At 70.5% G+C, this 21,597-nt stretch carries 20 protein-coding genes; 13 read left to right on the top strand and 7 right to left on the bottom strand.

The genetic code is table 11. The features are described 5' to 3' along the window. Position 1: 1 nt before the first annotated feature. Positions 2-1,288, bottom strand: a complete 1,287-nt coding sequence (locus P6897_RS00840; protein ID WP_114588888.1) for an adenylosuccinate synthase — start codon at positions 1,286-1,288, stop codon at positions 2-4. A 142-nt stretch (positions 1,289-1,430) separates the two neighbouring features. Between P6897_RS00840 and P6897_RS00835 the strand changes: the two genes are divergently transcribed. Beyond that, positions 1,431-1,928, top strand: coding sequence for a transporter substrate-binding domain-containing protein (locus tag P6897_RS00835; RefSeq protein WP_274178069.1), 498 nt, complete (start codon positions 1,431-1,433; stop codon positions 1,926-1,928). After that, the gene (locus P6897_RS00830) at positions 1,925-2,905 is read left to right on the top strand and encodes a cation transporter (RefSeq protein ID WP_258524586.1); all 981 of its coding nucleotides are present in this window, start codon (positions 1,925-1,927) and stop codon (positions 2,903-2,905) included. The genes P6897_RS00835 and P6897_RS00830 overlap by 4 nt, the downstream gene beginning before the upstream one ends. On the opposite strand, the gene P6897_RS00825 is transcribed toward P6897_RS00830, so the two are convergent. Beyond that, entirely contained in the window at positions 2,895-3,683 is a 789-nt protein-coding gene (locus tag P6897_RS00825) for an inositol monophosphatase family protein (RefSeq protein ID WP_282501807.1), read from the bottom strand. The two genes, P6897_RS00830 and P6897_RS00825, sit on opposite strands and share 11 nt — an antisense overlap. Positions 3,684-4,027: 344 nt before the next feature. Here P6897_RS00825 and P6897_RS00820 point away from each other — a divergent pair, with 344 nt between their 5' ends. The 11 genes from P6897_RS00820 (at position 4,028) to P6897_RS00770 (ending at position 15,838) form a co-directional block, all read left to right on the top strand. Continuing rightward, entirely contained in the window at positions 4,028-4,546 is a 519-nt protein-coding gene (locus P6897_RS00820; protein ID WP_282501806.1) for a hypothetical protein, read from the top strand. Continuing rightward, positions 4,543-5,502: an aminotransferase class I/II-fold pyridoxal phosphate-dependent enzyme gene (locus P6897_RS00815; RefSeq protein ID WP_282501805.1), complete on the top strand. Its 960-nt coding sequence runs from the start codon at positions 4,543-4,545 to the stop codon at positions 5,500-5,502. Before P6897_RS00820 ends, P6897_RS00815 begins: the two co-directional genes overlap by 4 nt. Continuing rightward, positions 5,499-6,803 (top strand): hypothetical protein, encoded by a 1,305-nt coding sequence (locus tag P6897_RS00810; RefSeq protein ID WP_282501804.1) that lies wholly within the window; start codon positions 5,499-5,501, stop codon positions 6,801-6,803. Before P6897_RS00815 ends, P6897_RS00810 begins: the two co-directional genes overlap by 4 nt. Then, on the top strand, positions 6,800-7,363 hold the full coding sequence (locus P6897_RS00805; RefSeq protein WP_274178066.1) for a dihydrofolate reductase family protein: 564 nt from the start codon (positions 6,800-6,802) through the stop codon (positions 7,361-7,363). The genes P6897_RS00810 and P6897_RS00805 overlap by 4 nt, the downstream gene beginning before the upstream one ends. Before the next feature lie 92 nt (positions 7,364-7,455). Next, on the top strand, positions 7,456-8,646 hold the full coding sequence (locus P6897_RS00800) for an LLM class flavin-dependent oxidoreductase (protein ID WP_282501803.1): 1,191 nt from the start codon (positions 7,456-7,458) through the stop codon (positions 8,644-8,646). Beyond that, on the top strand, positions 8,643-9,971 hold the full coding sequence (locus P6897_RS00795; RefSeq protein ID WP_282501802.1) for an NtaA/DmoA family FMN-dependent monooxygenase: 1,329 nt from the start codon (positions 8,643-8,645) through the stop codon (positions 9,969-9,971). The genes P6897_RS00800 and P6897_RS00795 overlap by 4 nt, the downstream gene beginning before the upstream one ends. Next, entirely contained in the window at positions 9,968-11,845 is a 1,878-nt protein-coding gene (locus P6897_RS00790) for an FAD/NAD(P)-binding protein (RefSeq protein ID WP_282501801.1), read from the top strand. Before P6897_RS00795 ends, P6897_RS00790 begins: the two co-directional genes overlap by 4 nt. Positions 11,846-11,894: 49 nt before the next feature. Next, the gene (locus P6897_RS00785; RefSeq protein WP_274178062.1) at positions 11,895-12,947 is read left to right on the top strand and encodes an iron-siderophore ABC transporter substrate-binding protein; all 1,053 of its coding nucleotides are present in this window, start codon (positions 11,895-11,897) and stop codon (positions 12,945-12,947) included. Further along, a complete protein-coding gene (locus tag P6897_RS00780; RefSeq protein ID WP_274178061.1) occupies positions 12,937-13,989 on the top strand; it encodes an iron chelate uptake ABC transporter family permease subunit in 1,053 nt (350 codons plus the stop codon). The genes P6897_RS00785 and P6897_RS00780 overlap by 11 nt, the downstream gene beginning before the upstream one ends. After that, entirely contained in the window at positions 13,986-15,041 is a 1,056-nt protein-coding gene (locus tag P6897_RS00775) for an iron ABC transporter permease (protein ID WP_274178060.1), read from the top strand. The genes P6897_RS00780 and P6897_RS00775 overlap by 4 nt, the downstream gene beginning before the upstream one ends. Next, complete coding sequence (locus tag P6897_RS00770; RefSeq protein WP_274178059.1) at positions 15,038-15,838, top strand: ABC transporter ATP-binding protein; 801 nt, start codon at positions 15,038-15,040, stop codon at positions 15,836-15,838. Before P6897_RS00775 ends, P6897_RS00770 begins: the two co-directional genes overlap by 4 nt. Positions 15,839-15,873: 35 nt before the next feature. Here P6897_RS00770 and P6897_RS00765 read toward each other — a convergent pair whose 3' ends face one another. The 5 genes from P6897_RS00765 to P6897_RS00745 all read right to left on the bottom strand — a co-directional run bounded on the left by P6897_RS00765 (position 15,874) and on the right by P6897_RS00745 (position 21,530). After that, a complete protein-coding gene (locus tag P6897_RS00765) occupies positions 15,874-17,481 on the bottom strand; it encodes a molybdopterin-dependent oxidoreductase (RefSeq protein ID WP_282501800.1) in 1,608 nt (535 codons plus the stop codon). A gap of 125 nt (positions 17,482-17,606) precedes the next feature. After that, a complete protein-coding gene (locus tag P6897_RS00760; protein WP_282501799.1) occupies positions 17,607-18,659 on the bottom strand; it encodes a GNAT family N-acetyltransferase in 1,053 nt (350 codons plus the stop codon). Between the two features lie 47 nt (positions 18,660-18,706). Further along, on the bottom strand, positions 18,707-19,699 hold the full coding sequence (locus tag P6897_RS00755; protein ID WP_282501798.1) for an ABC transporter substrate-binding protein: 993 nt from the start codon (positions 19,697-19,699) through the stop codon (positions 18,707-18,709). A gap of 53 nt (positions 19,700-19,752) precedes the next feature. Then, entirely contained in the window at positions 19,753-20,520 is a 768-nt protein-coding gene (locus tag P6897_RS00750; RefSeq protein ID WP_282501797.1) for an amino acid ABC transporter ATP-binding protein, read from the bottom strand. Then, on the bottom strand, positions 20,517-21,530 hold the full coding sequence (locus P6897_RS00745) for an amino acid ABC transporter permease (protein ID WP_282501796.1): 1,014 nt from the start codon (positions 21,528-21,530) through the stop codon (positions 20,517-20,519). The genes P6897_RS00750 and P6897_RS00745 overlap by 4 nt, the downstream gene beginning before the upstream one ends. Positions 21,531-21,597: the final 67 nt, after the last annotated feature.

Raw genomic sequence — 21,597 nt, 5'->3', positions numbered from 1 at the left:
GTCAGTCGACGAGGTCGTGGCGGACGATCACGGCGTCGCGGGCGGGCCCGACGCCGATCACCGAGATGCGCGTGCCGCTCATCTTCTCGAGCGCCAGGACGTACTCCTGGGCCGCGGTGGGGAGATCGTCGAACGTGCGAGCCGTCGAGATGTCCTCCTTCCACCCGGGGAAGTACTCGAGGACCGGCTTGGCGTGGTGGAAGTCGGACTGGTTGACCGGCACCTCGTCGAATCGCTGGCCGTCGACGTCGTAGGCGACGCAGACCGGGATGCGGTCGAGGCCCGTGAGGATGTCGAGCTTCGTGAGCACCAGGTCGGTGATGCCGTTGATGCGCGTCGCGTAGCGCGTGATCGGGGCGTCGTACCAGCCGACGCGGCGGGGGCGGCCGGTCGTCGTGCCGAACTCGAAGCCACGCGAGCGGAGGAAGTCGCCGTTCTCGTCGAACAGCTCGGTCGGGAACGGACCAGAGCCGACGCGCGTCGTGTACGCCTTGACGATTCCGACGATGCGGTCGAGGCGGTTGGGACCGACGCCCGATCCGGTCGCGGCACCACCGGCGGTGGCCGACGACGAGGTGACGAAGGGGTACGTGCCGTGATCGACGTCGAGCATGGTGGCCTGACCGCCCTCGAAGACGACCACGTCGCCGTTGTCGAGCGCCTCGCTCAGCAGCAGGCCGGTGTCGCAGACCATCGGGCGCAGGCGTTCGGCGTACGAGAGCAGGTCTTCGACGATCTCGTCGGCGGTGATCGCGCGGCGGTTAAAGACCTTGACCAGCAGGTGGTTCTTCTGGTCGAGGGCGCCCTCGACCTTCTGCCGCAGGATGTTCTCGTCGAACAGGTCCTGCACGCGGATGCCGACGCGGTTGATCTTGTCGGCGTAGGCCGGCCCGATGCCGCGGCCGGTGGTGCCGATCTGACGCTTGCCGAGGAAGCGCTCGGTCACCTTGTCGAGCGTGCGGTGATACTGCGTGATGAGGTGCGCGTTGGCGCTCACCTTGAGCCGGGAGATGTCGAGCCCGCGCGCCGACAGCGCCTCGAGCTCGGCGAACAGCACCTCGAGGTCGACGACGACGCCGTTGCCGATGACGGCGTTGACGCCCGGCGAGAGGATGCCGCTCGGCAGCAGGTGCAGGGCATACTTCTCGTCACCGATGACGACGGTGTGCCCGGCGTTGTTGCCGCCGTTGAACTTGACGACCCAGTCGGTGCGGTCGCCCAACAGGTCGGTGGCCTTGCCCTTGCCCTCGTCGCCCCACTGGACGCCGACGATGACGATTCCCGGCATGCGGATCTCCCTTTCTGTCGAGGAGGGATTGCACCCCATCCTATCGACACGGACGCAACCCCCTTACGGAGATCGCGGCGCGCACGCCAGGGTGATGACGCAGATCGGATGTATCGATCGAACGCGCACGGAGGAGGGTCTCATGCACCACCGGCTCGCCGCAGCGGTCGGCGCGGTCCTGTTGCTGCTGACATCGTCGTTCGCGCTCACGGGGTGCGGGCTGTCGATCCCCACCGACCCGTCGGGCACGCTCGCCACGGTCGAGGGCGGCACACTGCGGGCCGGGGTCTCCCCCGACGGTGAATGGGTGCAGGTCGACGGCGACGAACCGCAGGGCAGCGAGCCCGATGCGATCCGAGCGTTCGCCGACTCGCTCGACGCCGACGTGGAATGGACGGTCGGCTCGGAGGAGGCACTGGTGCGCGAACTCGAGGACGGCGGGCTGGACCTCATCGCGGGCGGCATCACCGACCAGACGCCCTGGACCGACAAGGCGGGAGTCACGCGCCCGTATGCCGAGGCCACGGCGAAGGACGGCAGCACGCTCAAGGTCGTCATGCTCGTGCCGCTCGGCGAGAACGCGTTCCTCTCGCGCCTCGAGACCTTCCTCTCGGAGCGGGCGAAGGCGGGCGAGCTGTGAACCGGTCGGAGGTGCGATTCGGGCAGACGGAGCTGCCGCAGCGTCAGGTCGAGGTGCTGCGTCGCGCCGTGCGGCTCGAATGGGTCACGATCGGATTCCTCGCGGTGACGGTGACCCTCGTCTTCCTCGTGCTCGGCAATTCCCAGGCGATGAAGGCGGCGTGGATCGAGGATCTGCTGTCGTTCATCCCGCCGCTGGCTTTCCTCATCGCGATCCGGGTCAACCGGCGCCGGCCGACGCTCAAGCATCCGTACGGCTATCACCGCTCGGTCGGGGTCGGCCACCTGGTGGCGGCCGTCGCCTTGACCACGATGGGCACCTACCTGATCGTCGAGTCGGCGATCGGGCTGCTGAGCGGCGAGCACCCGACGATCGGGACGGTCGAGCTGTTCGGCGCGTCGATCTGGCTCGGGTGGCTCATGATCGGCGTCATGGCGATGACCGCCGTGCCGCCCGTCCTCCTCGGGCGCGCGAAGCTCAAGCTGGCGCGCGAGCTGCACAACAAGGTGCTCTACGCGGATGCCGATATGAACAAGGCCGACTGGATGACGGCCGTCGGCTCGATCGTCGGCGTCACCGGCATCGGTCTCGGCCTCTGGTGGCTCGACGCGGCAGCGGCGCTGTTCATCGCGGCGGGCATTCTGCGCGACGGGCTGAAGAACCTGCGGGCCGCGATCGTCGACCTCATGGATGCGCGGGCGACGACCTTCGACGACGCCGAGCCGCATCCTCTCGCGGGCGAGATCGACGCGTACCTCGCCGGCCTGCCGTGGGTGTCGGCCGCGGGCAGCCGGGTGCGCGACGAGGGCCATGTGTTCCACGTCGAGTCGTTCGTCGTGCCGCGGGACGGGCGGATGCCGAGTCTCGATGAGCTGGAAGCGGCGCGCGAAGGCTGCGTCGAGCTCGACTGGAAGGTGCAGGACATCGTGCTCGTGCCGGTCCGCGAACTGCCGATCGTCGTGCCGGTCAGCGAGTGACGAGCTCGCGCAGCGCCGTGACGACATCCGGTCCGCCGACGACGAGCACGTCGCCGTCTGCAGAGGTCCAGGATGCCGCGCCCGCCTCCGTCGCGATGAGCGCGCCGCCGACCAGGTCCCAGATCTCGTTGCGATAGGCGACGAACGCGCCGAGACCACCGGTGACCAGCAGCGCCCAGTCGGACGACGGAGCCCAGCTGCGCAGCACCCGCTTCGTGCCGCGTTCGAGGCGGTCGAACAGCACGTTGCGCCACGGGTCGTCGTAGCCGACCTCGTAGCCCTGGGTGAAAGCGATGGTCGCACGAGAGAGCTCGTCCTCCGCGTCGATGACGAGGCGGGATGCCGCGGCTCCGGCTTCCGGCGAAGCGTCGGCGGCGAACGCCCCGCGGCCCTCGATAGCCCAGAAGGTGCGGTGGCGCGGTGAATCGTGCACGACAGCCATGACCGGTCGCTCGCGGTGGCACAGCGTGATGCAGACGCCGTAGACATCGAGCCCGAGGACGTAGTTGTGCGTGCCGTCGAGCGGGTCGATCAGCCAGCGCCACTCGCTGCCTTCCGCGCCCTGCTCGCCGCCTTCCTCGCCGAGGATCGCGTGCTCCGGGTACTCGCGACGGAGGGCCGCGACGATCCGGCGCTCGGCCTCGCGATCGACGTGGGTGACGAGGTCAGCGCCAGCACCCTTCACCTCGACGCGAGCGGTCGCCCGCTCTGCGACGGCGAAGTCACCGACCTCCCGGGCGAGGGCGATGGCGAGGTCTGCGGCGCGCTGGAAATCCACCCATTCGACGCTAGCTGGCGCCACTGACGATGAAAACCCGCCAATAGTGGCCGAGAACACCAGTGGCTCATTAAGTGCATATCTCGACACCGGTAAGTTCCCGCACCACGGGGCGCAAAATGTGCGTCTTATTACCGAAACTTCGAGGCCGGATATCGGCAGAAAGGAGCGAGCATGGATGCCATCGCTGACCTCATCGAAGCGCGACACCTGGATCAGCTGAAGCAGGTGCACATGGACTGCTGCGCAGTGATCGACGAACCGAAGTGATCACACCGGGCGGCGGGGCGGACCGAGAGGCGCACCCGCCGCCCTCCGTGCCGCACGTGAAGGAGAGACGACCCATGCTCACGAGGAACTATGTCGAGACGGTTCGCAGCCGTGTCGACGAAAAAGGACTGGCCTGCACCGACCGACATATCATCGAGTGCCTGAAATATCTCGCGATCATGTCGGGCACCAGCGGGCGACGAATAGTCGTCACTCCGGAAGTCGACGAGGTCTGGCACGAGCTCATCGTCCAGACAGCCCCATATTTCGCCCTGTGCGAAGCCCTGCCGGGTGGCAGGTACATTCACCACGCCTCGATCACGCCGGAAGCGTACGCCGCGCGGACGGGAGAGCGGGAGTTCGTCGCCGAGTTCCTCCGCTGGGTCCCGGACTACGTGCACAGCTTCGGGCCTTTCGATCCGGAGCGTGCGGAGCACTGGACAGTGGTCGGGTTCCTGCTCTCCGAGCTCGGGATGACGCTCGATGAGATCAACGCAGTCGCGGCATCCGCTCAGCCCGAGGCGGCACTGCCGCCGGACTCACCATGGCGCATCCTCGCGCACGACGATCTCGAGATGCTCCTGGCCGCGTGAATTCGGACTACGCGCTGCGCCCGCCCTCGCGGGTGTCGTTCGCAACGCACGACCGTGATGTCGATGGCGCCTGGAAAGCCGAGGTCCTCGAGCGGGTGCGCCTCTCGTGCTGGAACACCTACGTCGGCCTCGACGGACGGCAAGCAGCCCAAGACTTCGCGGAGCGTCTCGGGTTCGACCCCGGGGGCGACCGGCGCGGGTCGCTCCACCGCGGCGCGGAAGCCGCGCTGAAATGCCTGATCGAGCACCGGGCGCCCGAACGCCTGTGGGTCCCGGCGCACGGGTACCCGGGATTCGCTCGTGTCGCGTCATCCTGCCGCATCCCGCTCCTCACGTACGCCGACCTCGACGATCTCGCGGGGTCGCGCCGCGGTGACCTCGTCGTCATCACGACACCGTCGTCGCCGGTCGAGACGGCAGCCGCCGGTGACCTCGTCCGGGCAGTGGAGGGCACCGGCGCCGAGCGCGTAATCGACGCGACGTTCTCGCTGCTCGACCCCGTCGGTGTCGCCGGGCTCGAGCACCTGCTTTCTCTGTCCGACGCGCCGGTGATCGTCAGCGCGTCGAAATCGCTGGGCCTGGCCGGCATCCGTCTCGGCGTTCTGCTCGATGGCGGACCCGGGCCGCACGTCATGCCGAACCCGATGGAGCTCGATGTGTTCCAGTGCGCCGTCTGGGACGCATTCATGGATGGCGACAACCTTCGTCGTCGCGCCCACGATGTGGGTACACGCCAGCGCAAGCTGCACCATCGGCTGCGACGCGCAATCGAGCGTCTCGAGGCGGAAGTGATGTACGCGTCGAACAGTTTCGCGATCACAGTCCGGCGGGGCTCAGTTCCCGTGTCCGCGCTCGGGGACCACGGCTGGAAGGAGTACCCGCCCCTCCACGCCCTGCGTCTCGACGCCTCGGATCGGGTGGCCGCCTCGATCGAGGCGTGGACAGGAGCCCCATGATGAGGCGCGACTATCTGGGGCGTGCCGCGCTGGCGGCATCCTCGATGTTCCTGCCGGGGATCGGCAGCGTCGTCATCCTGCTGATCATGGCGACGGCCTACTCCGACGACGTGCAGGCGGCGATCGGCCTGGGCGGTTCGACCGCCGCGATCGTGACGGTCGTGGCATCCGGTTTCGTGGTCACCACCATTCGTGCACGCACGGCGGGACGCTCCCTCCAGGGCGAGCTGACGGGGGCCGTCGGGGCAGCGATGCTCCTGCTGCTCGCATCGATCGCGATCGCCTTGCTCAGCCCGGTGCTCTCCCGCTCGGACGCGGGCGGGTTCTTCGCCGCGTACTGGATTGCCACCATCCCGGCGACGGTGCTCACCCCGATCGGCTTCGTCTTCAACGGAGCGTTCCAGGCGCTGCACCGCGACGGCACGAACCTGATCACCGCGGTGACCGGGGCGCTCGTGAAAGCGGCCGTCGCGGTGGTCGTCGTCGTGCTCGGCGTCTCACCGCTTGCTGCCGTCGCGGCAGTGGGGGCCACGACGTCGGTCGCGTCGATCCTGGGGGCGCTGGTACGGGGATCTCAGCTCGCGCGGGCGGACATGATCTCGTGGCCCATGTTCGCGGCGGCGACGCGCGAAGCTCTCGCGCACCCCGTCGCGGTGGTCCGCTCGCTCGGCGAGCGTGCCGCGGCGTCGGTCGACGGGCTGGTCTTCCTGGTGACCTTCACCGCGGCGATCCTGGTGGCCACAGCGCACTCCCCCGCAGACGGTGCTGTCGTCGCGCTCTCGGTGGCCGTGATGCGCTCGGTCATCGTCCCGCTGAAGCAGTTCGGCGTGGTGGGCGCGAGATTCGTCATCGCCGAGCGCGGTCGCGAGCGCGCGGACGCCATGCGTCTGTCGACGGTCCAGACGAACTGCTTCGTCCTGCTCGCGGCGATCGCGGTGGCGCTCACGATCTCGCGCCTCGCTCTGCCGGTCTTCGACCAGCTCGGCTGGCTGGTCATCGCGATGATGGCCGTGCAGCTGCTCATCGAACCGTGGGCAGGCGTCCTCTACTCCTACCGGAAGATCGCGCTGTCGACGGCGGCCGGGCTGCCCGCCCTCGTCATCGCGTACGGGGCGGTGGCCGGCCCCGGGTTGACGCTGCTCGCCGTCACGCGTTCCGGCTCGGCGGAAGCCATCTGGGCGGTCTTGCTCGCGACACGCGTCGTCTTCGCCATCCTCTTGGCCTGGACTCCTCGCATATCGATGCCCGCAGGTCCAGACTGGCGTCGCGGCGTCATCCGCCGCAGGCGGGATGCGACATGAGACCTCTCCGGTATTCGATCAACGTGACGCTCGACGGCTGCTGCCACCACGAAGCGGGGCTGCCGCCTGACGAGGAGTCGATGGACTTCTGGACGGCGCAGATGGCGGGAGTCGATGCACTGCTCCTCGGCCGGGTGACGTACGAGATGATGGCGGCTGCCTGGCGGCGGCCGGCTTCGGGCGAGTGGCCCGAATGGATGGATGCCGCTGAGATCCGGTTCGCCGAAGCCATCGACGGCGCGCGCAAGTTCGTCGTGTCGTCGACCCTCGCGGCACCCGACTGGAACGCCGAGCTGATCTCGGGCGACCTCGAGACGGCGGTGCGGCGGCTGAAGGCCGAGCCGGGCGCCGGGCTCTGGGTCGGCGGCGTGACCCTGCCGACCGCGCTGGCGAACCTCGGCCTCATCGACGAGTTCGAGTTCCTCGTGCAGCCCGTCGTCGCCGGGCGGGGACCGACCCTGCTCGCGGGCCTGCATCAGCAGGTCGGACTCGAACCGGTCCAGCACACCGCCTTCCGTACGGGAGCCGTGGCCACGCGGTACCGACCGCGCACCTCGTGACCTGAACCCGCGACGCGAACCCCTGTTACGACAGGTGTCGCCGGATGACGCGCGGCCTTGGCGCCGCTCGGGCCGAGGTCGACAGTGGGCTCATGTCTCACCGCATCCATCTCGCCGTCGCCCTCGAGCGGGCCGGCTGGCACCCCGCCGCGTGGCGGGCGTCCGCCCTCTCGCCGCGGGAGTTCGCCACACCGCGTCACTGGGCCGACCAGGTGCGGCTGCTCGACCGGGCCGGCGTCACGTTAGCGACCATCGAGGACGCCCTCTCGCTGACCGACCGCTTCGAGGACGCGAACGACCCCGACCCCGGGCGCCTGCACGGGCGCATCGACGCGGTGCTGCTGGCCTCGGCGCTCGCGCCGCTCACCCACCGGATCGGCCTGATCCCGACGGTCACGACGACGCACACTGAGCCGTTCCATGTGGCCACCGGCATCCAGACGCTCGACTTCGCCAGTCGCGGACGCGCCGGCGTGCGCCTCGTCGTCGGCGGCTCGGCCGCCGAGCGGGCGAACTTCGGGCGCCGCGGCGAGATCGATCTCGAGACCGGGTTCCGCGAGGCGGGGGAGGTCGCCGACGCGATCGGGCGCCTGTGGGACTCGTGGGAGGACGACGCGATCATCCGGGATGCCGCGAGCGGACGCTTCGTCGATGCCGACCGCATCCACAACATCGACTTCGCGGGCGAGTTCTTCTCGATCACCGGCGCGTCGATCGTGCCCCGCTCGCCCCAGGGCCGCCCGATCATCTCGGTGCTCGCGCACCAGACCGTGCCGTTCCGCCTCGCGGCCGAGCACGCCGATGTCGTGTTCATCACGCCTCACGATGCGGCCGCGGCGACCGGCATCCTCGCCGAACTCGACGGAGCGGCCGCCGAGCTGCGCCGCGCTCGCGAGCGGCTGCGAGTGTTCGCCGACGTGATCGTGCTGATCGAGGAAACCTCGACCGCCGCCCGCGAGGCGCTCGCGCGGCTCGACGACCTGGCCGGGGCCGAGTTCCACTCCGACGCGCGCATCGTCGCCGGCACGCCGACCGAGGTCGCCGAGCACCTCCGCGCCCTCGCCGAGACCGGCGTCGACGGCGTGCGGCTGCGTCCCGCACGTCAGCCCGACGACGTCGTCGCGATCGCGGAGCGCCTCGCCCCGCTGCTGCGCGCGACCCGCGTGCTGCGCGACGACGACGCCGCCACCCTGCGGGGCCGGCTCGGCCTGCCGCGGCCCGCCAGCCGGTACGCCGCCCCGACGCACGATTCCGCCCCGGCACGAGAGAAGGTCGCCCTGTGAGCCGTTCGCCCCGCCAGATCCACCTGGCCGCCCACTTCCCCGGCGTGAACAGCACGACGGTCTGGACCGATGCCGCCTCGGGAAGCCAGATCGACTTCGCGGCATTCGAGTACCTCGCCCGCACGGCCGAGCGCGGCTTCTTCGACTATGTCTTCCTCGCTGAGGGCCTGCGGCTGCGCGAGCACAAGGGCCGCGTGCACGAGCTCGACGTGCTCGGACGGCCCAACACCCTCGCGATCCTCGCCGCGCTCACCGCGGTCACCGATCACGTGGGTCTCGTCGGCACGCTGAGCACGACGTTCAATGAGCCGTACGAGCTCGCCCGCCAGCTCGCGACGCTCGACCACCTGTCCGGCGGCCGCGCCGGCTGGAACGCCGTGACGAGCTCCGACGCGTTCCATGGCGCGAACTTCCGCCGCGGCGGGTTCCTCGACCACGCCGATCGGTACGAGCGCGCGAAGGAGTTCGCCGCGCTGTCGAAGAAGCTCTGGGACTCGTGGGACGAGGGCGATGCGCTGCCGCGCCGCATCCGTCATTCCGGCCCGCAGTTCGACGTCGACGCCCTCTTCGATGTACCCCGCTCGCCACAGGGGCGCCCCGTGATCGTGCAGGCCGGCGACTCGGCCGACGGGCGCGACTTCGGGGCCGAGCACGCGGAGGTCATCTTCTCGCTGCACCAGGACTTCGACGCCGCCCGGGTGTTCTACGACGACGTCAAGGGGCGCCTCGCCGCCTGGGGTCGCGACGAGGACTCGCTGAAGATCCTGCCCGCCGCGACCTTCGTCATCGGCGACACGAATGCCGAGGCGCGCGAGCGGTCGCGTGAGATCGCTCTGCAGCAGGTGCGGCCCGAGCAGGCGCTGACCTACCTCGAGCAGGTGTGGGGTCGCGACCTCAGCGGCTACGACCCCGACGGGCCGCTGCCCGACGTCGAGCCCGACACCGGCTCGGAGACCGCGCGCGGCTGGGCGAATCGCCACAGAGCCGTGCAAGCGCGCATCGCGTCGCTGCGGGAGCTGTCGGAGGCCGAGGGGCTGAGCGTGCGCGAGCTCGTCATCCGGCTGACGGCGAAGCACACGTTCGTGGGCACGCCCGAGCACATCGCGGGCGAGATCGACCGCTACGTGCAGGAGCGGGCGACCGACGGCTTCACCGTCGTCGGCCACCTGACCCCCCACGGCCTCGACGAGTTCGCCACGCGCGTGGTGCCGCTGCTGCAGGAACGTGGGTCGTACCGCGACTCGTACGACGAGGGCGCGACGCTGCGCGACCTGCTCGGGCTGCCGGCCACCGTGCCCACGGCCCCGGCGTCCGTGCCGGCGTGAGCGTGCATCGGCTCGTCTTCGTCGGCGCCGGCCCGCGCGCGATCATGCTCCTCGAGCGGATCATCGCGCGGTTCGGCGTCGCGGCGGGCGCGGTGGACGCGCGCGCGGTCGGTGCTCCGCGCCTGCACGTCGAGCTGATCGACCCGCATCCGCCGGGCGGGGGCCGGATCTGGCGGCGAGCGCAGTCGCCGCTGCTGAAGCTCAACTCGATGGCGCGCGACGTCACGGTCTTCACCGACGACAGCTGCACGATCGACGGTCCGATCCGGCCGGGGCCCTCGCTGATCGAGTGGGCCGAGCTCTGGCGCAGCGGCGAGCTGACCGCGACCGGCCGGGACATCGAGATCGACGACGAGGTCGCCGCGGCCGAGGCGCGCGGTCTGCGCGGCGACAGCTTTCCCACGCGGCGGCTGCACAGCTACTACCTGGAGTGGTTCTCCCGCCGCACGATCGCCGAGGCGCCGGCAGGGGTCACCGTCCGCTGGCGCCGCGACACGGTGGTGCGGGTGAGCGAGGCGAACCGGGTCACGCTGGCGAGCGGTCTCGAGCTCGAGGCCGACGCGGTCGTCTACGCGGTCGGTCACAACGGACGCGAACCGGATGCCGCGACCGCGCAGCTCGCGGACGCCGCACGGCGCGCGGGGCTGCAGTACGTCCCGCCCGCGTTCACCGCCGATGCCGACCTCTCGCACCTCGGGGCGGGCGAGGACGTGATCGTCCGGGGCATGGGACTCGCTGCGGTCGATCTCGTCGTGCTGCTGACACAGGGCCGCGGGGGTCGCTTCCTCGAGGAGGGCGACGGGCTGCGGTACGTGCCGTCGGGAAGCGAGCCGCGCCTGCATCTCGGGTCGCGGCGGGGCGTGCCCTACCGCTCCAAGGTGTCGTCGACGCTGCGGGGCGAGGCGCCCCAGCGCGAGGTGCTGACGCCCGCGGCCATCGAGGCGCTGCTCGCGCGGCCCGGCGAGGTCGACTTCGAGGCGGACGTGTGGCCGCTCATCGCGGGCGAGCTGCTGCACGGGCACTACCGAGAGCTGTTCACGGGGCACCCCGACCGCGTCGTGGGTGACTGGGCGTCGTTCCGCGCGGTGCTGCATTCCCACGCGTGGGACGACCCCGCGCTGCTCGACGCGATCGCGGCGGCGGTTCCCGACCCCCTCGACCGTTTCGACGTCGCGTCGCTGGATCGGCCGTTCGCCGACGCGACATTCGAGGGCCGCGACGATGCGCACGGGCGCGTGCGCGAGCACATCGTCACCGACCTGCATCTGCGCACGGCCCCGGAACGCAGCGCCGCGCAGGGCGTCTTCCTCGCCGCGCTGCTGTCGTTCCTCGCCCTTTCCGAGATCCCTGCGGAACGATGGAACGAGCACTCGCGGACGGTGTCGCTGCCGGTGCGGTGGCACACCTTCTTCAGCTACGTCGCCAGCGGCCCGCCCCCGCATCGCCTCCGGGAGCTCTTGGCCCTCGCGGATGCGGGCGTCGTGCGGTTCCTCGGACCGGGAGTCGACGTGCGCGTCGAGCCGGGGCGCGGCTTCATCGCGTCGAGCCGTCGTGTTCCCGGCGAGACGGTCGCCCGCAGCCTCGTCGACGCGTGGCTGCCCGGGCCGGGGGCTGCCGCCAGCGACAATCCGGTGCTCCGCGCGCTCGTGGAACGGCAGGGCTCCGCGCTGCGGGTGCTGACCGACGCCGACGGCCGGGTGCTGGAGCGGGACGGCGTGCCTGCGGCATCCGTCTTCGCGATCGGCCCTTTCACGTCGCTTCCGGAGGGCGGGGCGTTCACGCGCCCGAACTCGAATGCCCTGTCGATCCGCCAGACCGACCGCACGGCCGGGGCTGTTCTCGCGGCACTGGTGTCGCTGGTTAGGGTAACCTAACGTTCGGTCGGGCTCCCGGCCGAACACCCTCCAGCGTTCAGGATCACGCATGCGCACCGCTCTCTCCCGTTCCGGGGGCCGCCTCGCCGCGGCCGCCGCCGCCCTCGCCATCGCCGGAGCCGGGCTGGTCGCCTGCTCGCCCGCTGAGTCGGGAACGAGCGCGTCGCCCTCGACGGCAGGCGACGCCTCGGGGGCCTTCCCGGTCACGATCACGTCGGCGCTGGGCGACGCCGTGATCCCCGAGAAGCCCGAGCGCGTCGCGACGTGGGGCTGGTCGGCGCAGGATGCCGTGCTCGCGCTCGGCGTCGTGCCGGTCGCGATGCCCGCCTTCGCCTACGGCGGCGTCGACGGCGTGCTCCCGTGGGACGCCGATGCGATCGCCGAGCTCGGGGGCGAGACGCCGACCCTCCTCACCGGCGGCGACACGAGCGAGCCGAACATCGAGGAGTTCGTCGAGGCCCGTCCCGACGTCATCCTCGCCCCCTACTCGGGCCTGACACAGGAGCAGTTCGACGCCCTGAGCAAGGTCGCGCCCGTCGTGGCCTACCCCGACCAGCGCTGGGCGACCTCGTGGGAGGACCAGACCGCCATCGTCGGACAGGCGCTCGGGATGTCGGATGAGGCGGCCGACCTCGTCGCTCAGGTCGACTCGGACATCGCCGACCTGGCATCGCAGCATCCCGCGCTCGCAGGGAAGTCGTTCGCCTACGGGGCGAACAACCAGCCCGAGATCCTCAACGTCTTCCGTGACGACGACCCCCGCGTGCAACTGCTCACGCAGCTGGGGATGACGGTCGCGCCCTCGGTCGAGGAACTCGCCCCTGACGGCGACGACAGCTACTTCTACCAGCTGGGCTTCGAGAACCTGAACGCTTTGGAGTCCGACGTCCTCGTGGCGTACTTCGGCACGCAGGCCGACGTCGACGCGTTCGTCGCCGACCCGCTCGTCGCCGCGATGCCGCAGGTGCAGCAGGACCGCTTCGCCCCGATCGTCGGCGAATCGTTCGTCATGGCCTCGAGCGCCCCGACGGTGCTGTCGATTCCGTGGATGCTCGACCAGTACGTCCCCCAGCTCGCAGCCGTCGCCGAGCGTGTCGGCTGACACCCTCGCGCTCTCCCGGGGCAGGGACCGCTCCTCGCGGTCACTGCCCCGTCGGCGTGTCTGGGCCGGGGCCGCGGTCGCCCTCGCGCTCGCGGGTGTCGTCTTCGCGAGCCTCGCGATCGGGACATCCGAGATCCCGCTCGACACCGTCTGGCACGCGCTGACGGCGTATGACCCCGCCGATCCGGAACACATCGCGATCATCGAGAAGCGCCTGCCGCGGACGATCGTCGGTATCGTCATCGGCGCTGCGCTGGGACTGTCGGGCACGATCGCCCAGGGGCTGACCCGCAACCCGCTCGCCGATCCCGGCATCCTCGGTGTCAATCAGGGCGCAGCGCTCGCGGTCGTCACGGCCATCACCGTCTTCGGCGCCACGGGCCCCGGCTCGTACCTCTGGTTCGCAATCGGCGGCGCCGCGATCGCGGCCGCCGTCGTCTGGGTGCTGTCGTCGCGGGGACGCGACGGGGCGACCCCCGGCAAGCTCGCGCTCGCGGGAGCAGCCGTGTCGGCGGCGCTGTTCTCACTCGTCTCGGCCGTCCTCATCGTCAGCCGCGAAGCGCTCGACGCCATGCGGTTCTGGCAGGTCGGCGCCCTGGCCGGGCGCGGCCTCGACGTGCTCGTCCCGGTGCTGCCGGTCTTGATCGTCGCGGCCGTCGTCGCCCTGTCGGCCGGGCGGACCCTCAACCTCTTCGCGCTCGGCGATGAGACGGCTGCGGCGCTCGGCTTGCGCGTGAACCGCGCACGCCTGCTGCTCGCGGTGGTGCTCGTCGTCCTCGCGGCGGCGGCCACGGCCGTTGCCGGCCCCATCGCGTTCGTCGGCCTCGTCGTCCCGCACGTCGTCCGCGGCATCGTGGGTGCGGACTACCGGTGGATCCTGCTGTTCGCAGCGCCGGTCGCCGCGATCCTCCTCGTCGCGGCAGACGTCGTGGCCCGGATCGTCGCTCGACCGGGCGAGCTGCAGGTCGGCATCGTCGTCGCGGCGATCGGTGCACCCTTCTTCATCGCGCTCGTGCGGCGCGGACGGATGGTGGGACTGTGACGACGGCGACGGGCACCGGCCCCGCGGCGATCACACGGCCCCTCCGCCTGGCCTCCGTTCGCCGCGTCGCGATCGTCTCGGCGAGCGCCGCCGCTGTCGTGGCCGTCCTGTTCGGGATCGCGCTGCTGCTCGGGCCGGCCGCGCTCGCACCGGCGGAAGTGATCGAGGCGATCACCGGCCGAGCCCAGCCGGTCGTCTCGTTCGTCGTGTGGGAGTTGCGGATGCCGCGCGCGCTCGCGGCCGTCGTCGTCGGCGCCTGCCTGGGGGCAGCCGGCGCCGTCTTCCAGTCGGTGCTGCGCAACCCGCTCGCAAGCCCCGACGTGCTCGGCGTCACGGCTTCTGCCGGTGCCGTCGGTGTCGCCGGGGTACTCGGGTTGGGAGCGAGCGGCATCGCGCTGACAGGTCTCGTCGCCGGTGGGTCGGTCGTCGCCGCGGTGATCATCGGCGTCCTCGCCTGGCACCGCGGGCTGCACGGCATGAGGCTCATCCTCGTCGGCGTCGGATTCTCCGCGTTCGCGACGGCGCTGACCGGAACCGTACTCACCCGCGCCGAGATCCGCGACGTGAGCGTCGCATACACGTGGCTCGTCGGCAGCCTGGGCGGCTCGTCGTGGGAGGTGGTCGGCACGAGCGGGGTCATCGCTCTCGCGGTCTTCGCCCTGCTGGGCCTGCAGGCGCGGGGTCTGCGGGGGCTGGAGCTCGACGACGCAACCGCCGCGGCGCTGGGCGTGCGCGTGCAGCGGGTGCGCGTCGGCGTTCTGCTCACCGCCGTCGTCCTCGCTGCGATCGCCGTCGGCGCGAGCGGACCGATCGGCTTCGTCGCCCTGATGGCGCCGCAGATCGCGCGGCGCCTCGTGGGGCCGGGGTCGATCTCAATCGTGGCCTCGGCCGCCGTCGGCGCCGCCCTCGTCAGCGCGGCGGATCTCATCGCGCAGTACGCCGTGCCCGGCATCCCTTTCCCCGTCGGTGTCGTGACGGGCGCGATCGGCGCACCGTATCTCGCCTGGCTGCTCACCCGTTCCGATCCCGCTCGCCCTGGAGGCATCCGATGACCGCCGCCGACCACCGACTGAGCGCCGAGTCGATCACCCTCGGCTATGACGGACGCACTGTCGTCGACGAGCTGTCGCTCGTCGTGCCGACCGGACGGATCACGGCGATCGTCGGGGCGAACGCGTGCGGCAAGTCGACGCTGCTGCGCGCGTTGGCGCGGCTGCTCGCTCCTGCAGCCGGAACCGTCCTGCTCGATGGCGCAGACATCCGGTCGCGCCCGACGGCCGAGGTAGCGCGGGTGCTGGGACTTCTGCCGCAGTCGCCGGTCGCGCCGGAGTCGATTCTCGTGGCCGACCTCGTCGCCCGCGGGCGGTACCCGCACCAGAGCTGGCTCCGCCGGCGCGCGTCGGAGGACGACGCGATCGTCGATGCGGCAATGCGCACGGCGGGGGTGAACGACCTCGCCGACCGTTCCGTCGACACGCTCTCGGGCGGTCAGCGTCAGCGCGTCTGGATCGCGATGGCCCTCGCGCAGCAGACCGACCTCATGCTGCTGGACGAGCCGACGACCTACCTCGACATCAGCCACCAGATCGACGTGCTCGACCTCCTCGTCGACCTCAACCGCGAGCGGGGGACCACGGTCGTGATGGTGCTGCACGAGCTGTCGCTCGCGTGCCGTTACGCCGACCATCTCGTCGCGATGTCGGGTGGCCACATCGTCGCCGAGGGAGCGCCGTCGGACATCGTCACCGCGGACCTCGTGCGCGAGGTCTTCGGGATCGACGCGATCGTCATCCCCGACCCGGCATCCGGTACACCGCTCGTCTCGCCGCTCGGTCGCCACCGCCGCTGACCTGCCCCTTTCGGCCGGGCGCGCCGGAGCCGGGGTCAGGCCGAGACCGTCACCAGGACGCGCTGCCAGCCGCTCGAGCCGTCGGGAGCGATCGGGGCGCGCTCCTCGATCTGCGTGTCGCCGTCCTTGTTGACGGCGCGCACCTCGACGTAGTGGGTTCCCGCCTCGGCCTGCCACTCGAGCATCCACTGCACCCACGTGTCGGCGTTGATCGGGTTGGAGAGCGTCGCAGCCTGCCAGTCGCCGTCGTCGATGCGCACCTCGACACGCTCGATGCCCACGGTCTGAGCCCAGGCCATTCCCGCGATCGCGACGGTTCCCGCCGCCACCGGGGTACCCGTGCGCGGCGTGTCGATGCGGGAGGAGAACTTGATCGGCGCTTCGGCTGCGTACCCACGCGGGGTCCAGTACGCCTCATCGGCCTCGAACGTCGTGACTTTCAGCTCGGTCACCCACTTCGTCGCGGAGACGTAGCCGTACAAGCCGGGAACGACCATGCGCACGGGGAATCCGTGCTCGAGTGGAAGCGGCTCGCCGTTCATCTTCACGGCGAAGATAGCGTCCCGCGCATCGTCGGTCAGAGCTTCCAGCGGAGTGGATGCCGTGTAGCCGTCGACGCTCTTCGAGAGCACCATGTCGGCGCCGGATTGCGGGCCGGCCATGCGCAGGATGTCGCGGATCGGGACGCCCTGCCAGATGGCGTTTCCCACCAGACCGCCGCCGACCTCGTTCGAGACGCAGGTGAGCGTCACGGCGTACTCGTCCAGGCCCATGCCGACGAGGTCGTCGAAGCTCAGCTCGACGCGCTGATCGACCATGCCGTCGATGACGAGGCGCCACGTGGTGGGGTCGACCGAGGGGACGGTGAGCGCCGTGTCGACGCGGTAGAAGTCCGCGTTCGGGGTGATGAGCGGCGAGATGCCCTCGACCTCGAGCTCAGCGCCGTCGGGGATCGTGACCGTCGACCGGGGTTCGGGGATGCGCAACTCACGGCGGAGGGCGTCGACCGAGGCCGTCGTCGCATTGAGCAGGCGGGCTCCGACGCCAACGATCACGGCCGCGAGGCCCACGCCGCCCGTCGCGACGAGGAAAGATCGACGGCCGAGGCCGCGCTGCTCAGCGGCCGGCGCGGCCGGGGTGTCGGCCTCCGCGGCATCCGCAGCGCCCGCCCAGCGCCGGAGGCGCGTGATGAGGAGAACGAGGACGAATACCCCGACCAGCGTTCCGATCACCGGCGGAACGAACGCCAGCGGGCTGGCTCCGGTGCGGGTGATGATGGCAGCGGTCGAGATCACCCCGGCGAGGGCGATGACGATGACGCCGAACGGCCGCACGAAGAACTGCAGGATGCCGGCGACCGCGGCGGCGATCACGACGGCGAGCGCGAGACTGCCGAGCAGGACGACCTTGTCGGCCGAGCCGAAGGTCGCGATCGCGAACTCCTTGAGGGGTTGCGGCACGATGTCGATGACGAAGGCACCCACCGCGAGGATGGGGCTGCTCTCGCGCGCGACGAGGAGCGCGATCAGTTCGGCGACGGCGAGGAAGGCGGCCGCGCTGACGATGCCCGCGAGGGCGCTCCACAGGCCCCAGACCCAGCGCCGACTCTTCACCTGGTTCGCGGATGCGGTTGATTTCGCCATCGCTGTCGCCTCTCGATCGGCAGATCACTCGTACCGTGCATAGTTCTTCGTCGCCGAGCCCGCAACGGATGGAAATCCGGCGGAAACGGTGCGTGCTCGGCGGCGGGGACGGGGTGGGGCGGAGGCTAGAGGGGCTTGGCGAAGCAGCGGGAGAACGCGTACTCGGTGTACGGCGCGTAGATCGGGATGGGCGTGTAGCCGAGGCGTCCGTAGAGCTCGACGGCGTCATGCTGGCGGTCGCCGGTCTGCAGGATGACGCGTTCCGCGCCTCGATCGAGAGCGATGCGCTCGAGCTCGGCGAGCAGCGCCCGGCTCGCGCCGAGACCGCGGGCACGGGGGTGGACGTACACGCGCTTGATCTCGAGATCCCGGATGCCGTCGTGCTCGAGGTCGCGGAGTGCGCCGTGGCCCACGGCCTCGCCCGCGGCATCCGTCACGAGCACCGTCGCGACGATCGTCGCGGGGTCGATCGCGAAGGCGCGGGCGGACCGGGCGGCGGCCTCGGGATCGGCGTCGTCGAAGCGGTCGGCGTAGCGCGGACCGACCTCACGGTCCATCTCGGCGCGCAGGGCCGCGGCACGCGGGTCGTCGTAGTCGATGTGCTCGAACAGCCACGTCATGGCCGAGACGCCGGCAGTGGTGCGGGTTGCCGCGCGGGGCTCCGGTGCGAGGTCGTATCCGAACGCGAGCAGGTCGACGAAACGGCCCGGCTCGACCTCGATCCGGCCCTCCCGCTCGGGCAGGCGCGTGAAGCCGAGCTTGGCGTACAGCGCGTGCGCGGCGGTCATCTCGGGCCCGCTGTTCATGACGACGCGATGCGATCCGCGCTGCCGGGCCAGCTCGATGACGTGCCGGGTGAGCGCCTCGCCGACTCCTCGGCCACGGGCTTCGGGGGCGACGGCGAGCTGGCGGAAGTCCGTCTCGCCGGGCTGCGCGACGCCGGCGAGCGGACGGTTGGGCCGAGCGACCCAGACGGTTCCGAGGATCTCGCCGTCATCCACCGCCACCCACACATCTCCGATCCGCACGCGGGCGGCGACGTCCCTCAGCGAGTCGAGGTACTGCTCCGAGAGCCGGTCGTAGCTGTGCTGGTAAGCGCGCGCGGTCAGCTCGCCCGCCCGAGCGAATTCCTCGGTGCGGACGAGCCGGATGGTGAGCGCTGTCGCGGTCGATGTCACGAGGCGACGCTACCTTTCACCGCGACCTGTTCACGACGCATACCCGTTCACGACGCGGGGAGTCCGGGCGGGTTGATCTCGCTCTTCTCGATGCGCTCCGACTCGAGGCCCCACGTCTCGAGGACCTCGTCGTACTGGCCGCCCTCAATGATGGCGTTGATCGCGATCGACACCGGCTCGATCAGGCCGTTGCCCTTGGCGGTCGCCGCGGCGATGTTGGCGGTCTGCGGCCAGCCGCCGGGCACGAGTCCGACGAGCTTGGTGTCGCCGGTCTCCCGGGCCGACCAGGCCGAGGTTGCGTTGGGGCCGAAGGTCGCGTCGACGCGGCCGGACTGCAGCGCGAGGACGGCGGCGGCGTTGTCGTCGTAGTACTGCAGCTCGGCGGGAGCCTCGCCGGCAGCTTCGAGCTCCTCGTTCCAGGCGAGCAGCACCTGCTCCTGGTTGGTGCCCGAGCCGACGACGATCTTCAGACCGGAGATGTCGGCGGACTCTTCGATCTTGTCGATGTCGCTGTCGGCGCGGACGTAGAAGCCGAGGAGGTCTTCGCGGTAGCTCGCGAAGTCGTAGAGCTCCTTCCGCTCCTCCGTGACGGTGACGTTCGAGGTGATGAGGTCGTACTTGCCCGACTGGATGCCGAGAGGCCAGTCGGCCCATGCGACGACCACCGGGTTGTACTCGAGGCCGAGCGCTTCGGCGATGAGCGAGCCGATGTTCGGCTCGGTGCCCGCGGCCTGGGTCTCGCCCTCGGGGATGTAGCCGAGCGGCGGCAGGTATGCGGAGTGCGCGACCGTCAGCTTCCCCTCTTCGACGGGCTCGAACCCGCTCGCCTCAAGAGCGGCGACGGCCTCGGCGACGGGTTCGTCGAGGTGCACCCGGTGGATGTCGTCGGTCGCGACGTTGGCCGTGGTGGGTGCGGGCGCCGCGGCCTCGGCTTCGGCGGGTCGGTTGAGGTTCACGGCGGTGACGATGCCGCCGACGATCGCCGCGACCGCGACGACGCCGAGTCCGGCGGCGATGCCCTGCTTCTTACTGATGGCCATGCTGTGGGTCTCTCTCGAAAAGTGGGGTGCGGGTGGAGGGGTGGGATGGGATGTCAGGCGAGGACCTTGGCGAGGAACTCCTGCACGCGGGGGTGCTTCGGCGCGACGAGCACCTCGGCGGGCGGGCCCTGCTCGATGATCCGGCCGCCGTCGAGGAAGACGACGCGGTCGGCGACCTCGCGGGCGAAGCCGATCTCGTGGGTCACGATGATGAGCGTCGTCCCGAGCTGCGCCAGGTCGCGGATGACGTCGAGCACCTCGCCGACGAGTTCGGGGTCGAGCGCGCTCGTCGGCTCGTCGAACAGGATCACCTTGGGCTTCAGAGCCAGCGCTCGCGCGATCGCGACGCGCTGCTGCTGCCCGCCCGAGAGCTGGCGGGGGTAGTGACCGGCCTTGTCGCCGAGCCCGACGCGGTCGAGCAGCCCGAGCGCGAGCTCGCGGGCGTCGTCCTTCGACAGCCGGCCGAGCGCGATGGGCGCTTCGGTGACGTTCTCGAGGGTGGTGAGGTGGGGAAAGAGGTTGAAGTTCTGGAAGACGATCCCGATCTGGGTGCGGCGTTCGAGCACCGCCTTCTCGCGCAGCTCGTAGAGCTTGCCGTTCCGCTGCTCGTAGCCGATGAACTCGCCGTCGACCGTGACCGATCCGCGGTCGACCGTCTCGAGGTGGTTGATGGTGCGCAGCAGCGTCGACTTGCCCGAGCCGCTCGCGCCGAGGATCGCGACGACCTCGCCCGGCTCGACCGTGAGGTCGATGCCGCCGAGCACCTCGACTCCGGCGTAGCTCTTGTGGACGTTGTGGATCTCGACGAGACCGATGGTCATGACTCTCCTCCGGGTGCGAGGGGGCGGGGTGCCGGCGCGTCGTCGCCGAGGCGAGCCCATTGCGCCGCGATCCAGCGGCGCGCGCGCTGGACGGGCGTGGGCGGCAGAACTCGTACGGATCCCCGCGCGTAGTGACGCTCGATGTAGTACTGCAGGATGCTGAGCACCGTGGTGATGATCGTGTACCAGACCACCGCGACGAGCAGCAGCGGGATGACGCGGCTGTTGCGGTTGTAGATCACCTGCACCGCGTAGAACAGCTCGGGGATCGCAATCACGAACAGCACCGACGTGCCCTTGACGAGGCCGATCACCTCGTTCGTGGCGTTGGGGATGATCGATCGCATGGCCTGCGGCAGCACGATGCGGCTGAGTCGGCGACGCGGCGGGATGCCGAGGGCCGCGGCCGCCTCGAGTTGGCCCTGGTCGACCGAGAGCAGGCCGCCGCGGATGATCTCGGCGGAGTAGGCCGCCTGGTGCAGGCTCAGGCCGAGCACGCCCGCCGCGAACGCGCTGATGAGCTGCACCGTCGGGAACTCGACGATCCAGAAGTCGGTCGTGAAGGGGGTGCCCAGCCCGAGCGTCGGATACAGGTAGCCGAGGTTGTACCAGACGACCAGCTGTACGACGAGGGGGACCGAGCGGAAGAACCAGATGAAGCTCCACGCCGCCGCGTTCAGCAGCGGCGACTTGGCGAGCCGAGCCAGCGCCAGCACCGTCCCGAGCAGGAATCCGATCGTCGCCGACACTGCCGTGTAGACGAGGGTGAGGCCGAGTCCCTGCAGCACCGGGTCGGAGAAGAAGTACTGCGCGAAGTAGCCCCACTCGTAGTTCTCGTTCGTCACGAGCGACCACAGGAACTGTGCGACGACGAACACGATGATCGCGGCGATCGCCCACCGGAACCAGTGCCGCGTGCGGACGACGGGGATGTCGCCGAGGTCGATGCGCTGCGCGGTCGGCGCAGTGTCGCCGACGCTGCGGTCGACGCGCGAGACGGTGTCGGTCATGCGGATCTCCTCGGAACGGCGCGGATGCAGCGGATGCTGCGGATCGCCCGACAGTAGAGCGGCGCGG

Source organism: Microbacterium sp. BDGP8 (assembly GCF_029991045.1).
GTDB lineage: Bacteria > Actinomycetota > Actinomycetes > Actinomycetales > Microbacteriaceae > Microbacterium > Microbacterium plantarum.
This window is presented reverse-complemented; position numbering and strand designations above follow the sequence as displayed.